Annotated in this window: 12 protein-coding genes; 6 read left to right on the forward strand and 6 right to left on the reverse strand. The window is 60.0% G+C overall.

Translation table 11 applies throughout. The features are described from left to right. Positions 1-83 precede the first annotated feature (83 nt). From AC1D2P_RS19570 to gatC, 6 genes are all read right to left on the reverse strand, one after another. A complete protein-coding gene (locus AC1D2P_RS19570) occupies positions 84-464 on the reverse strand; it encodes a carboxymuconolactone decarboxylase family protein (protein WP_046026843.1) in 381 nt (126 codons plus the stop codon). Next, entirely contained in the window at positions 461-1,522 is a 1,062-nt protein-coding gene (locus AC1D2P_RS19575) for a calcium/sodium antiporter (RefSeq protein WP_077430877.1), read from the reverse strand. Before AC1D2P_RS19575 ends, AC1D2P_RS19570 begins: the two co-directional genes overlap by 4 nt. Before the next feature lie 50 nt (positions 1,523-1,572). After that, positions 1,573-1,947, reverse strand: a complete 375-nt coding sequence (locus AC1D2P_RS19580; RefSeq protein WP_223523714.1) for a septal ring lytic transglycosylase RlpA family protein — start codon at positions 1,945-1,947, stop codon at positions 1,573-1,575. A 146-nt stretch (positions 1,948-2,093) separates the two neighbouring features. After that, positions 2,094-3,539: an Asp-tRNA(Asn)/Glu-tRNA(Gln) amidotransferase subunit GatB gene (gene gatB, locus AC1D2P_RS19585; protein ID WP_223523715.1), complete on the reverse strand. Its 1,446-nt coding sequence runs from the start codon at positions 3,537-3,539 to the stop codon at positions 2,094-2,096. Between the two features lie 10 nt (positions 3,540-3,549). Next, on the reverse strand, positions 3,550-5,001 hold the full coding sequence (gene gatA / locus AC1D2P_RS19590) for an Asp-tRNA(Asn)/Glu-tRNA(Gln) amidotransferase subunit GatA (RefSeq protein WP_223523717.1): 1,452 nt from the start codon (positions 4,999-5,001) through the stop codon (positions 3,550-3,552). A 16-nt stretch (positions 5,002-5,017) separates the two neighbouring features. After that, positions 5,018-5,305, reverse strand: coding sequence for an Asp-tRNA(Asn)/Glu-tRNA(Gln) amidotransferase subunit GatC (gene gatC / locus AC1D2P_RS19595; protein ID WP_046026838.1), 288 nt, complete (start codon positions 5,303-5,305; stop codon positions 5,018-5,020). Between the two features lie 211 nt (positions 5,306-5,516). Here gatC and mreB point away from each other — a divergent pair, with 211 nt between their 5' ends. The 6 genes from mreB to AC1D2P_RS19625 all read left to right on the forward strand — a co-directional run bounded on the left by mreB (position 5,517) and on the right by AC1D2P_RS19625 (position 14,514). Further along, complete coding sequence (gene mreB / locus AC1D2P_RS19600; protein WP_002555108.1) at positions 5,517-6,554, forward strand: rod shape-determining protein MreB; 1,038 nt, start codon at positions 5,517-5,519, stop codon at positions 6,552-6,554. A gap of 142 nt (positions 6,555-6,696) precedes the next feature. Further along, a complete protein-coding gene (mreC, locus tag AC1D2P_RS19605) occupies positions 6,697-7,830 on the forward strand; it encodes a rod shape-determining protein MreC (protein WP_109787861.1) in 1,134 nt (377 codons plus the stop codon). Beyond that, complete coding sequence (gene mreD, locus AC1D2P_RS19610; protein ID WP_046026836.1) at positions 7,830-8,321, forward strand: rod shape-determining protein MreD; 492 nt, start codon at positions 7,830-7,832, stop codon at positions 8,319-8,321. Before mreC ends, mreD begins: the two co-directional genes overlap by 1 nt. A gap of 202 nt (positions 8,322-8,523) precedes the next feature. Then, the gene (locus AC1D2P_RS19615) at positions 8,524-9,120 is read left to right on the forward strand and encodes a Maf family protein (RefSeq protein WP_477757724.1); all 597 of its coding nucleotides are present in this window, start codon (positions 8,524-8,526) and stop codon (positions 9,118-9,120) included. Positions 9,121-9,177: 57 nt separating this feature from the next. Beyond that, a complete protein-coding gene (gene rng, locus AC1D2P_RS19620) occupies positions 9,178-10,635 on the forward strand; it encodes a ribonuclease G (protein WP_046026834.1) in 1,458 nt (485 codons plus the stop codon). Positions 10,636-10,710: 75 nt separating this feature from the next. Continuing rightward, positions 10,711-14,514 (forward strand): YhdP family protein, encoded by a 3,804-nt coding sequence (locus tag AC1D2P_RS19625; protein ID WP_109787864.1) that lies wholly within the window; start codon positions 10,711-10,713, stop codon positions 14,512-14,514. Positions 14,515-14,684 lie beyond the last annotated feature (170 nt).

Consider the following 14,684-nt stretch of genomic DNA (forward strand, 5'->3'; position numbering starts at 1 on the left):
CTCCCACAGGGGAATGCATTCCAAACTGTGGGAGCGGGCTTGCCCGCGATGGCGGTAGTCCTGCCGCCGCAAATACCGAAGATTTACTCCGGCTTCTGATAGCTCTCAATCACTTCCTGCGCCGCCCGAAACGCATCAATCGCCGCGGGCGCGCCGGCGTACACCGCGCAATGCAGCAACGTTTCACGAATCTCTTCCACGGTGCAGCCGTTGTTCAGGGCGCCGCGCACGTGGCCTTTCAATTCTTGCGGGCACTTCAGTGCAGTCAGGGCGGCAAGGGTGATCAGGCTGCGGGTTTTCAGCGGCAGGCCTTCGCGATTCCACACACCGCCCCAGGCGTGTTCATTGACGAAATCCTGCAGCGGCTGCGTGAACTCGGTGGCATTGCCCAGTGCGCGGTCGACGAAGGCGTCGCCCATCACTTGGCGGCGGACTTCAACGCCAGATTTTTTATTATCGGTCATGACACATCCCTCTTGTGGTGTTGGCGATGCCAGGCGCGCAGTGACGAGAACAGCAGAAACGCCACGAGCGCCGGCAGAACGAAAAACAGCATCAGGTGTTCAAGCTTGCCGGCCAGTGGCATGCCGGTGGTGAATGACACCACGTGCAACCCATAAGCCAGGTACAAAGCCAGGCACAACAAACCTTCGGCCCGGGTTACCCGATAGCCGGTGTAGAACAACGGCAGACAGAACACCGCAACGCCGAGCATCACCGGCAAGTCGAAATCCAGGGCATTGGGTGACACCGACAACGGCGACGGCGCGAACAGCGCCGTCACGCCAAGCACGCCCAGCAGGTTGAACAAGTTGCTGCCGATCACGTTGCCCACGGCAATGTCCCGCTGACCGCGCAGGGCGGCGATCAATGAGGTGGCCAACTCCGGCAGGGATGTGCTGATGGCGACGATGGTCAGGCCGATGATTCGTTCCGACAGGCCAAGGTCGGTCGCCACGACAACCGCCGCCCCCAGCAGCAAGTGTCCGGCGTAGATCAACATCGCCAGCCCGGCGACGATCATCAACAGGCTGCTGATCCAGGGCGCGGTGTGACTGTGCGGGTCGCTCGATGGTGGACGGGCCGAGTGCCGGGACTGGCGTAGCAACAGGCCCAGATACAGGGCCAATGCTGCCAGCAGTATCACGCCATCGGTTCGGGTCAGTTCTTCATTCCACGCCAGGACAAACACCAGCAGGCTGGCGCCGATCATCAACGGAATATCCAGGCGCACCAGTTGCCGCGAGACACGCAGCGGAATGATCAGTGCCGAAAGCCCGAGGGTGACGAGGATGTTGAAGATGCTGCTGCCGATCACGCTGCCGACGGCGATGTCGGCATTGTCCGCCAGGGTGGCTTGCAGGCTGATCGCCATCTGCGGCGCACTGCTGCCAAGGGCGACGATGGTCAGGCCGATAATCAGCGGCCGCACGTGCAACCGCGCCGCCAGGCGCACGGCGGCACGCACCATCAGTTCGGCGCCTGCGATCAGTAAAAGCAGGCCACTGAGCAGTTCAATCACACTGATCAGGGGTATATCGGCAAGTCCGAAAATGATGGGTGCTCCGTCTGTCAGTCGTCGAGGGCTTGCACGCGAACCTTGGCGGTGCCGCTCTTGACCATGCCCAAGCGCTCCGCGGCTGCATGGGACAGGTCGATCAGACGTCCACGGGTATGTGGCCCGCGGTCGTTAATGCGGACCACGCAGGACTTGTCGTTGTTCAGATTGGTGACTTTCACCCGCGTGCCAAAGGGTAGCTGGCGATGGGCGGCGGTCATGGAATTCTTGTCGAAACGCTCGCCACTGGCGGTGCGTTTACCTTGGTGTTTGGCGCCGTAAAAGGACGCCGTGCCGGTCTTGTCGTAGCCGTGTGGATCGACGATATCGTTGCTGGCGCAACCGGCCAGCAGAGCGAGCAGGGCGCAGGCGCCGAGCAGATGTTTCATTTGAAAGCTCCCGAGTGATCGTTCCCACGCTCACGCGTGGGAACGCTTCCCGTGACGCTCCGCGTCACATTGCGATGGACGCGGAGCGTCCGGGGCGGCATTCCCACGCAGAGCGTGGGAACGATCCTCGGGCGCAAGACCACGATTTAGCCTTCGAGCTTGCTTTTGAGCAATTCGTTGACCTGTTGCGGGTTGGCCTTGCCTTTGGAGGCTTTCATGGCCTGGCCGACGAAGAAGCCGAACATCTTGCCGCGTTTGGCTTCGTCTGCCGCGCGGTACTGTTCAACCTGTTCGGCATTGGCGGCGAGCATTTCGTCCAGCACCGCCGAGATCGCGCCAGTGTCGGTCACTTGCTTGAGGCCGCGCTTGTCGATGATCTCGTCCGCGCTGCCTTCGCCGTTCGCCATGGCTTCAAACACCACCTTGGCGATCTTGCCGGAGATGGTGTTGTCCTTGATGCGCAGCAGCATGCCACCCAGTTGCTCGGCCGAAACCGGCGAGTCTTCGATGTCCAGGCCTTGCTTGTTGAGCAGGCTGCCCAACTCGACCATCACCCAGTTGGCCGCCAGTTTGGCGTCGCCGCCGATGCTCGCGACTTTCTCGAAGTAATCGGCTTGCTCGCGGCTGGTCGCCAGCACGCTGGCGTCGTAGACCGACAGACCGAATTGCTCCTGGAAGCGCTCGCGTTTTTGTGGTGGCAATTCAGGCAGGGTCGCGCGCACGTCGTCGAGGAACGAGTCTTCGATGACCACTGGCAGCAAGTCTGGATCGGGGAAGTAACGGTAGTCGTTGGCTTCCTCTTTGCTGCGCATCGGACGGGTTTCGTCCTTGTTCGGATCGTACAGGCGGGTCTGCTGGATCACTTTGCCGCCGTCTTCGATCAGCTCGATCTGGCGCTGCACTTCGCTGTTGATCGCCTTCTCGATGAAACGGAACGAGTTGACGTTCTTGATCTCGCAGCGGGTGCCGAATTCAACCTGGCCCTTTGGACGGATCGACACGTTGCAGTCGCAGCGCAGCGAGCCTTCGGCCATGTTGCCGTCGCAGATGCCGAGGTAACGCACCAGTGCGTGGACCGTCTTGACGTAAGCCACGGCTTCCTTGGCGCTGCGCATGTCCGGCTCGGAGACGATTTCCAGCAGCGGCGTGCCAGCACGGTTCAGGTCGATGCCGGTGGCGCCGTTGAACTCTTCGTGCAGGCTTTTACCGGCGTCTTCTTCCAGGTGCGCACGGGTAACGCCGACACGTTTGATCGTGCCGTCTTCCATGGCGATGTCCAGGTGGCCCTTGCCGACGATCGGCAATTCCATCTGGCTGATCTGGTAGCCCTTGGGCAGGTCCGGGTAGAAGTAGTTCTTACGGGCGAACACGTTGTGCTGGCCGATCTCGGCGTCAATCGCCAGACCGAACATTACCGCCATCCGCACCGCTTCCTGGTTCAGCACCGGCAGTACGCCGGGCATGCCCAGGTCTACCAGGCTGGCCTGGGTGTTCGGCTCGGAACCGAACGTGGTCGAACTACCGGAAAAGATTTTCGACCGGGTGGTGAGCTGGGTATGAATCTCCAGCCCGATCACGACTTCCCATTGCATGTGTGTCTCCTCAGAAGCCGGTTGGGGTGCGGGTGTGCCAGTCAGTGTTCAACTGATACTGGTGGGCAACGTTCAACAGGCGACCTTCCTGGAAATATGGCGCGAGCAGTTGCACGCCCACCGGCAGGCCATCGACGAAACCGGCTGGCATGGACAGGCCCGGCAGGCCGGCGAGGTTGGCGGTGATGGTGTAGACGTCTTCCAGGTAAGCAGCGACCGGGTCGCTGTTCTTGGCGCCAAGCTTCCAGGCCGGGTTCGGCGTGGTTGGGCCGAGGATGATGTCGACCTCATTAAAGGCTGCCATGAAGTCGTTCTTGATCAAGCGACGAATCTTCTGGGCCTTCAGGTAGTAGGCGTCGTAGTAACCGGCCGACAGCGCGTAGGCACCGACCATGATCCGGCGCTGTACTTCCGGGCCGAAGCCTTCGCCACGGGAGCGCTTGTACAGGTCGATCAAGTCTTTCGGGTCTGCGCAGCGGTGGCCGAAACGCACGCCGTCGAAACGCGACAGGTTGGACGAGGCTTCCGCCGGGGCGATCACGTAGTACGCAGGAATCGCATGCTGCATGTTCGGCAGGCTGATTTCCTTGATCACGGCGCCGAGTTTTTCCAGCTCCTTGACGCTGTTGTGGATCAGCTCGGCGATGCGCGGGTCGAGACCGGCGCTGAAATACTCTTTCGGCACGCCGATGCGCAGGCCTTGCAGCGAGCCGTTGAGGCTGGAGCGGTAATCCGGCACGGGTTCGTCAATGCTGGTGGAGTCATTCGGATCGAAGCCGGCCATACCTTGCAACAAAATCGCGCAGTCTTCGGCGGTGCGCGCCATCGGGCCGCCCTGATCGAGGCTGGACGCGTAGGCAATCATGCCCCAGCGCGAAACACGACCGTACGTCGGTTTCAGGCCGGTGAGGTTGGTCAGGGCCGCGGGCTGACGGATCGAGCCGCCGGTATCGGTGCCCGTGGCCGCAGGCAGCAGGCGCGCGGCAACCGCAGCCGCCGAACCGCCGGATGAACCACCCGGAACGTGTTCCAGGTTCCATGGGTTTTTCACCGCGCCGTAGTAGCTCGACTCGTTGGCCGAACCCATGGCGAATTCGTCCATGTTGGTCTTGCCCAGGGTCACGGTCCCGGCAGCGGCCAGTTTGGAGACTACGGTGGCATCGTACGGTGCTTTAAAGTTGTCGAGCATTTTCGAACCGCAGCTGGTGCGGATGCCCTGGGTGCAGAACAGGTCTTTGTGCGCAATCGGCGCGCCGAGCAGGGCGCCGCTCTCACCATTGGCCCGGCGTGCGTCAGCGGCTTTCGCCTGCTGGAGCGCCAGGTCTTCGGTGAGGCTGATGAAACTGTTGAGCTGAGGATCGAGCAGGGCGATACGCGCCAGCAGGGTTTTGGTCAGCTCTTCGGAAGAAAACTTTTTATCGGCGAGTCCGCGAGCGATCTCGGCCAGAGTCAATTGATGCATTGCAGGCTCTTTCCCTTTAGTCGATGACTTTCGGAACCAGGTACAGGCCGTTTTCGACCGCTGGTGCGATGGACTGATAGGCCTCGCGATGATTGGTCTCGGTCACGACGTCTGCGCGCAGGCGCTGGCTGGCTTCCAGTGGGTGGGCCAGCGGCTCGATACCGTCGGTATTGACCGCCTGCATTTCGTCGACCAGACCCAGAATGCTATTCAGGGCCGAGGTGATTTGTGGAAGATCGGCATCATTGAGGCCCAGGCAGGCCAAATGAGCGATTTTTTCCACGTCGGAGCGTTCAAGCGCCATTGCGATTCTCCAGTGGAAAACAGAACGGACGGCGTCCGTGTGTTAGATTGTCGGAACACTACCGCATTTCTACGGTCATAAGGCCGCGATTGTGGGGGTTGGTGCACAGAAAAGCGGTCAATTTAACATATTGGCGCCTTGCCCAAAATCCCTGTCGTTGTTAGAGTTTGCCGCACTTTTTTACCCACGCGTTGCCTAGGGTCCCTTTCCCATGTTCAAGAAACTGCGTGGCATGTTTTCCAGCGATCTCTCCATTGACCTGGGCACTGCCAACACCCTTATTTACGTGCGCGAGCGCGGAATCGTCCTGAATGAGCCATCGGTTGTGGCTATTCGGACACACGGTAACCAGAAAAGTGTCGTTGCTGTCGGCACCGAGGCGAAGCGCATGCTCGGCCGAACGCCGGGCAACATTGCTGCCATTCGTCCGATGAAGGACGGCGTGATTGCCGACTTCAGTGTCTGCGAAAAGATGCTGCAATACTTTATCAACAAGGTTCACGAAAACAGCTTCCTGCAGCCTAGCCCTCGTGTGCTGATCTGCGTTCCGTGCAAATCGACTCAAGTTGAGCGTCGTGCCATCCGTGAATCGGCCCTTGGTGCCGGTGCTCGTGAAGTGTTCCTGATCGAAGAGCCAATGGCTGCTGCGATTGGTGCCGGCCTGCCGGTTGAAGAAGCACGCGGTTCGATGGTGGTCGATATCGGTGGTGGTACTACCGAAATCGCCCTGATCTCCCTGAACGGTGTGGTTTACGCCGAGTCCGTACGGGTTGGCGGCGACCGCTTCGACGAAGCGATCATCACCTACGTGCGTCGCAACTACGGCAGCCTGATCGGCGAATCCACCGCCGAGCGCATCAAACAGGAAATCGGTACAGCCTACCCAGGCGGCGAAGTTCGCGAAGTCGACGTTCGTGGCCGTAACCTGGCCGAAGGCGTTCCACGCGCATTCACCCTGAACTCCAATGAAGTGCTGGAAGCTCTGCAAGAGTCCCTGGCCACCATCGTTCAGGCTGTGAAAAGCGCACTGGAGCAATCGCCTCCGGAGCTGGCGTCCGATATCGCCGAGCGTGGCCTGGTTCTGACCGGTGGTGGCGCCTTGCTGCGCGACCTCGACAAGTTGCTGGCCCAGGAAACAGGTCTGCCGGTGATCGTCGCCGAAGACCCGCTGACCTGCGTTGCTCGCGGCGGTGGCCGTGCATTGGAAATGATGGATAAACACACCATGGACCTGCTATCCAGCGAGTGATCTCGCCGGTTGCATCTATGCTGTTGGCGCGCAGGCAGCACTTTGCAGTGCTGCCTGTTGGCGTTTATCTTCTGTCAGTCTGCATCCAGGCCGGTTTGATGCCGTATGAATAAAGAGAACATTTGCCTGGGAGGAGCGGCTTATTAAACCGCTTTTCACCAAAGGGCCTTCACTGGGCGTGCGCTTATTAGTGCTGGTCGTGCTATCGGTCGCGCTGATGGTGGTCGATGCCCGCTTCACACTGCTCAAGCCAGTGCGTAGCCAAATGTCGCTGGTGCTGATGCAGTCTTACTGGATCACTGACCTGCCGCAGCGGCTATGGCAGGGTGTGGCCAGCCAATTTGGCAGCCGTACCGAGCTCGTCGCCGAGAACGAAAAACTCAAAAGCGAAAACCTGCTGTTGCAGGGACGCATGCAAAAGCTTGCCTCCCTGACCGAGCAGAACGTTCGGCTGCGCGAGTTGCTCAATTCTTCCGCGCTGGTCAACGAAAAGGTCGAAGTGGCCGAGTTGATCGGCATGGACCCGAACCCCTTCACCCATCGCATCATCATCAATAAAGGTGAGCGCGACGGGGTGATCCTCGGTCAGCCGGTGCTCGATGCCCGCGGCCTGATGGGGCAGGTGGTCGAATTGATGCCCTACACCTCCCGTGTATTGCTGCTGACCGACACCACCCACAGCATTCCGGTGCAGGTGAACCGCAACGGTCTTCGGGCGATTGCCAGCGGCACCGGCAACCCGGAGCGCCTGGAACTGCGTCACGTTGCCGATACTGCAGACATCAAGGAAGGCGACCTGTTGGTCAGCTCCGGCCTCGGTCAGCGGTTCCCGGCTGGTTACCCGGTGGCGACCGTCAAGGAAGTGATTCACGACTCCGGCCAGCCGTTTGCCATTGTTCGCGCCGTGCCGACCGCTGCCTTGAACCGCAGTCGCTACTTGCTGTTGGTGTTCAGCGACGGCCGTACTGCCGAAGAGCGTGCCAACGAAGCGGCCCAGGCTCAGGAAGCACTGGACCAGCATGGTGGCGGGCCGATCATTCCGGCCACCGTACCCAAACCAGTGCCGGCGACCACGGTGGTGCCCGCCGCCAACGCAGCGCCTGCCACGCCTGTCGCGCCTCCAGCTGCACCGGCCGCACCGGCACCGGCGGCAACCCCGGCCAAACCCGCTGCCGCCAAACCGCACGCGTCGCAACCTGCCGCCGCTAAACCGGCCGTGAAGCCTGCCGCCAAACCGCCTGTCCCCGCGCCGGCTTCTACTGGGAGAGAAGAATAATGGTCGGCGTCAAAGCTTCCCGAAATAGCTGGATTGTCTGGCTGACGTTCGCTATCGGCCTGTTGCTCAGTATCTCGCCCCTGCCGCAATTCATGGAAATCCTTCGCCCGCTGTGGCTGGCGTTGCTGCTCGCGTTCTGGGCGCTGACCCTGCCGCAAAAGGTCGGCATGGTCACCGCATGGTGCCTGGGCTTGGCTGAAGACGTGCTTTACGGCACGTTGCTTGGCCAGAATGCGCTGATCCTGACGTTGATCACTTTTCTGGTGTTGTCACTACAACAGCGCTTGCGCATGTTCCCGATGTGGCAACAGAGCCTGGTGATCCTGGTGATCTTCGGCCTCGCGCAGCTGGTTCAGCTGTGGCTGAGCGCCTTGACCGGCAATCGCCAGCCAACCCTGGCGCTGGTGCTGCCGGCACTGGTCAGTGCGTTGCTCTGGCCTTGGGTCAGCTACGGTTTGCGTGGTCTGCGTCGACGCTACAAAATCAATTAATTCGGTCAGGCATTTGCCCGCGCCGGTGCCCTGTCTCGCAAATACGTTCCTTTTTTGGCGAGTGGCTGTTGTTGCCAGACAAGGCGCCATGCCAAGTCATAGCTCGCTATGGCGAGAAGCGGCAACGCAGTATGGCAACAACAGACGCCGCCAAAAAGGAACAGTATTTGTGAGACAGGGCACTGGACAGGGAGACGTCTTGATGAAAAAGCTATACCTCGCCTCAGGCTCGCCGCGTCGGCGTGAACTGCTCACGCAGATCGGCGTGCCATTCTCCGCCATCAGCGCGGACATCGATGAAACCCCTTTACCTCAAGAATCCCCGTCGGCCTATGTCGAGCGCCTGGCGCGCGGCAAGGCCGAAGTCGGGCGCGGAACAGTTGTTTCCGACGTCGATTTTTGCGTGTTGGGTGCCGACACCGCCGTGGTGCTGGACGGCAAAATTCTGGGAAAACCGGTGGACGAAGCCGATGCGTGCGCCATGCTTATGCTGTTGGCCGGTCGTGAGCATGAGGTGCTGACCGCCATCGCCGTACTCGACGCCGAGCGCTGCGAGTCGCTGGTGGTGCGCAGTCTGGTGCGGTTTCGCAACATCAGTCGCGAAGAAGCGGCAGCCTACTGGGCCTGCGATGAGCCTCGTGACAAGGCGGGTGGCTACGGAATTCAGGGGCTGGGTGCGGTATTTGTTGCCGGGCTCGATGGCAGTTACTCGGCGGTGGTCGGGTTGCCGCTGTGCGAAACCGCGGAACTGCTCGGCCATTTCGGCATACCCTGTTGGCAAACACCTAACGCGCGCTAAGCGTCGTACTGACAAGATGCAGCCACTATCGTGAACATGCCCGAACGAGACCCTGCCATGAGTGAAGAGATTCTGATCAACATCACGCCGATGGAATCGCGCGTGGCGGTGGTCGAAAACGGTGTTCTGCAAGAGGTCCACGTCGAGCGTACGCAAAAGCGCGGGATCGTCGGCAACATCTATAAAGGCAAGGTTGTGCGGGTTCTACCCGGCATGCAGGCAGCGTTCGTCGATATCGGCCTGGACCGCGCCGCGTTCATCCATGCCTCGGAGATCTCCCTGCGTGAAGGCCCGGTGGTCGAGAGCATCAGCGCTCTGGTCCATGAAGGCCAGAGCCTGGTGGTCCAGGTCACCAAGGACCCGATCGGCTCCAAAGGCGCACGCCTGACGACTCAGTTGTCGATTCCATCACGCTATCTGGTGTACATGCCGCGTACCGCCCACGTCGGTATTTCGCTGAAGATCGAAGACGAGGCCGAGCGCGAGCGCCTCAAGCAAGTGGTCACCGATTGCGTGGCCAAAGAAGGCATCAAGGAGGCTGGCGGTTTCATTTTGCGCACCGCCGCCGAAGGGGCGGGCGCCGATGAGATCCTCATGGACATCCGCTACTTGCGCAGGCTCTGGGATCAGATCAACGAGCAGATCAAAACCATCAGTGCGCCGAGTGTGATCTACGAAGACCTCGGCCTGGCGTTGCGGACCTTGCGTGACCTGGTGAGCCCGAAGATCGAGAAGATTCGCATCGACTCCCGGGAAACCTTTCAGAAAACCACGCAGTTCGTCGCCGAACTGATGCCGGAAATCGCTGATCGTCTTGAACACTACCCAGGCGAGCGGCCCATTTTCGACTTGTACGGCGTGGAAGACGAAATCCAGAAAGCCCTGGAGCGCAAAGTCCCGCTCAAGTCCGGCGGTTACCTGGTGGTCGATCCGGCGGAAGCCATGAGCACCATCGACGTCAACACCGGGGCCTTCGTCGGCCATCGCAACCTTGAAGAAACCATCTTCAAGACCAACCTCGAAGCCGCCACCGCGATTGCCCGTCAGCTGCGCCTGCGCAATCTGGGCGGGATCATCATCATCGACTTCATCGACATGGAAGACGAAGAACACCAGCGCCAGGTATTGCGCACGCTTGAGAAGCAACTGGAACGCGATCACGCCAAAACCAACATCATCGGCATCACTGAGTTGGGCCTGGTGCAGATGACCCGCAAGCGCACCCGCGAAAGTCTCGAACAGGTGCTGTGCGAGCCGTGCAGCAGCTGTCAGGGGCGCGGCAAGCTGAAGACCCCTGAAACGGTCTGCTACGAAATTTTTCGAGAAATTCTCCGCGAGGCTCGCGCCTATCAGGCGGAGGGCTATCGTGTATTGGCGAACCAGAAAGTTGTCGACCGCTTGCTCGACGAAGAGTCAGGTAACGTTGCCGAGCTGGAAGGATTTATCGGACGCACCATTCGATTCCAGGTGGAAACCATGTATTCCCAGGAACAATACGACGTGGTGTTGCTCTGAATCGCGGTGTTCCAACCTTACTAGAACGGCTGGCCTCAGCTTTTTGCAGCATTTTTGCCATGGGAGCCAACTGACATGGAGCGTCTGACACGCATTTTGGTCGCACTCACCCGCTGGGGGCTGGGCCTGTGCGCGTTGGCATTGGTGTTGATGGCGTTGTACGTCAGCCTCGGCCGGGAGCTGACGCCACTGGTGGCTGAATACCGGGCCGAGGTCGAAACCAAAGCCCGTGAGGCCTTCGGCGTGCCATTGCAAATCGGCGAGCTTGAAGGCAGCTGGAGTGGTTTTGCGCCGATCCTGTTCGCCCATGACGTAACGGTCGGCGAAGGTGCCAATGCCTTGCGCCTGGATCAGGTGCGTGCGGTGCCTGACCTTTGGGGAAGCCTGTTGGCTCGTCAGTTGCGCATCGCTCACCTGGAGCTCAATGGCCTGAAGATCAGCCTCAAGGAAGGCACCGACGGGCAGTGGGCGCTGGAAGGGTTGCCGGTGCAGAAGGATCAGCCGCTGGATCCCGAGCAACTGCTCAATCGCCTGCAGATCGTCCAGCAGTTGTCGGTGATCGACAGTCAGGTGACCTTGCAACCACTGGATCAACCGGCGCTGACCTTGACCTACGTCGGCTTCACTCTGAAAACCGGAGCTTCGCGGCAGCGTCTCGATGCCCGAATGACCCTGCCTGATGGCCAGCCAGTGGCCATGAGCCTGCGTACCCGTATCCGCGCCAGCCAGTGGCAGGATGGGGAGGCCGAGGCCTATCTGAGCCTGCCGCAAAGCGATTGGTCGAAATGGCTGCCCGAGCGCCTGACCCAGCAATGGAATTTTTCCGAGATCAAGGCCGGCGGCGAGCTCTGGATCAATTGGGGCCAGCGCACATTGCAAAGCGCGGCGATTCGCCTCAACGCGCCGCAACTCAAAGGGGCGTACGCCGAGCGCAAGCCGATCCAGATCAACAACCTGGCGCTCAATGGCTATTTCCAGCGCAATGCCGAAGGCTTCTTGGTGACCCTGGATTCGCTGGCCATGAGCTTCGGCGAGACGCGCTGGGAGTCGCATCTGCAACTCAAACAGACGTCGGCCACTGACAAGGTCGAAGAACTCTGGCACCTGCAAGCCGATCGACTCGACCTCACCCCGCTCACGCCGCTGCTGAACGCCTTGGGCCCACTGCCCAAAGGTGTCGCCACGGCAGTCGAAAAACTCAAAGTGACCGGTGGGCTGCGTAATGTGCTGATCGACATGCGGCCCAATGCCACTGACGACAGCAAGTTCAGCTTCGCCGCGAACCTTGACCGGGTAGGTTTTGATGCCTATGCCGGCGCCCCGGCGGCGCGAAATGTAAGCGGCAGCATCAGCGGTGACCTCGGCAAGGGTGAGCTGCGCATGGACAGCAAGGACTTTGTCCTGCACCTGGACCCCATTTTCGCCAAGCCATGGCAGTACATCCAGGCCAACGCCACGTTGACCTGGAAACTCGATAAAGAAGGCTTCACCCTGATCGCGCCCTACCTCAAGGTGCTTGGCGAAGAGGGCAAGATTGCCGGCGATTTTCTGATTCGCCTGTATTTTGATCCCGCCAAGGAAGATTACATGGACCTGCGGGTGGGTATGGTGGAAGGCGATGGGCGCTACACCGCCAAATACCTGCCGACCGTCCTCAGCCCCGCACTCGACGAATGGTTGCGTACGGCCATTCTCAAAGGCGCGGTGGATGAAGGTTTCTTCCAGTATCAGGGGTCGCTGAACCATGGCGTCGCTGATACCGCCCGCAGCATCAGCCTGTTCTTCAAGGTGCACGATGCCGAGCTGGCGTTCCAGCCAGGCTGGCCGCATGTCAGCAAAGTCACGGGTGATGTGTTTGTCGAAGACAGTGGTGTGCGGATTCTGGCCAGCAAGGGCCAGTTGCTCGACACTCAGGTCAAGGACATCTACGTCAATATTCCCCATGTGCCGGATGGAAAAAGCGTCCACCTGTTCCTTGACGGCGAGTTTGCTGGCGGCTTGGGTGATGGGCTGAAGATTCTTCAGGAGGCCCCCATCGGTACAGCTGAAACCTTCGCCAAATGGGAAGGTGAGGGCGAGCTGCAAGGCAAACTGAAACTGGATATCCCGCTGGTCAAAGACGAGAAGCCGAAAATTCTGGTTGACTTCAAAACAGCCAAGGCGCGTCTGAAACTTCCCGAACCACCGCTGGAGCTGACTCAGCTCAAGGGCGATTTCCGCTTCGACAGCACCAAGGGTCTGAGCGGGCAGAACATCAGCGCCCGTGCCTTTGATAAACCGGTCACCGCGCAGATTTTCGCTGATGGCAACGCCAGCAATCTCAAGACTCGCGTTACGGCTTCCGGTCATGTCGAAGTCAAAAAACTCACTCAGTGGTTGAACGTGACTCAGCCGTTGCCGGTGTCCGGGGTGATCCCGTATCAATTGCAACTGACCCTGGATGGCGCCGACAGCCAGTTGATGGTCAATTCCAACCTCAGAGGCGTGACGGTTGATCTGCCGGCTCCGTTCGGCATGGCAGCCGATGCGGGGCGCGACACGACATTTCGCATGACCTTGCAAGGTGCGGAGCGTCGTTATTGGGTCAACTATGGTGAGTTGGCAAACTTCACGTTTGCAGCCCCGAACGGCAATTTTGCCGAAGGTCGTGGTGAGCTGTTCCTCGGTGGTGGCAATGCCGTGTTGCCCGGTACCAAAGGCCTGCGCGTGCGTGGCGTACTGTCGGAACTGGATGTCGGCCCCTGGAAGGATTTGGTGGACAAGTACGCTGGCCAGGATCCGGGTGGCAATGCCAAGCAGTTCTTCAGCGGTGCAGACTTCCAGATTGGCAAGCTCAGTGCACTGGGCAGCACCCTCGACAAGGCATCGGTGCAGATAAACCGAAAGCCCGCCGCCTGGGCTTTGCAGCTCGACAGCCAGCAGGTCAAAGGCACGGTCGGTGTGCCTGACGCGAAAGGCGCGCCGATCACGGTCAATCTGCAATACGTGCGGCTACCCGCGCCGGATCCCAAGGCACTGACCGACGATAATGCGCCCGACCCTCTGGCCACGGTTGACCCGACAAAAATTCCGGCGCTGGACATCACCATCAATCAGCTGTTCCTGGGCCAGGATCTGGTGGGTGGCTGGTCGCTGAAAGTCCGTCCGACGCCGCGGGGCATTGCATTCAATAACCTGGACATGGGGCTCAAAGGCATTCTGTTGCAGGGCAGTGGCGGTTGGGAAGGTGCGCCAGGGAGTTCCAGCAGTTGGTACAAGGGGCGAATCAGCGGCAAGAATCTAGCCGATGTGCTCAAGGGCTGGGGGTTTGCACCGAGTGTCACCAGCGAAGAGTTCCATATGGATGTTGACGGTCGCTGGCCCGGTTCGCCGGCGTGGCTGGCCAGCAAACGGTTCTCCGGCACCCTTGATGCCTCCCTTACCAAGGGCCAGTTTGTTGAAGTCGACGGCAGTGCCCAGGCGCTGAGAGTCTTCGGCTTGCTTAACTTCAATTCCATCGGTCGCCGTTTGCGCCTGGACTTTTCCGACCTGTTCGGCAAAGGGTTGAGTTATGACCGGGTCAAAGGTTTGCTGGTCGGTACCAATGGCGTCTACGTCACCCGTGAACCGATCCGGATGACCGGTCCGTCCAGCAATGTTGAACTCGATGGCACGCTCAATCTGGTGGGTGATCAGATCGACGCCAAATTGCTGGTGACGTTACCGGTTACCAACAACTTGCCGATTGCCGCGTTGATCGTTGGCGCGCCGGCCGTTGGCGGCGCGCTGTTCCTGATCGACAAGCTGATTGGTGATCGCATGGCGCGGTTTGCCAGTGTGAAATACACCGTCAAAGGCCCGTGGAAAGAGCCGAAAATCACCTTCGACAAACCTTTTTGAGTCGCTTTTCGAAAAGGCACTCGCCAAGGCGATGGAGTAGCATGGCCGAACTCATTTCAATCAGCGACGCAGATCCTGTAGCAGCTGGCGAAGCCTGCGTCCGGCTGCGCAGCAGTCGTGAACCCGGTCAACATGGTCTTGCAGGTAAACCGTGCAATCCGGTGTTACGA

The organism is Pseudomonas sp. P1_F1_2, from assembly GCF_056405815.1.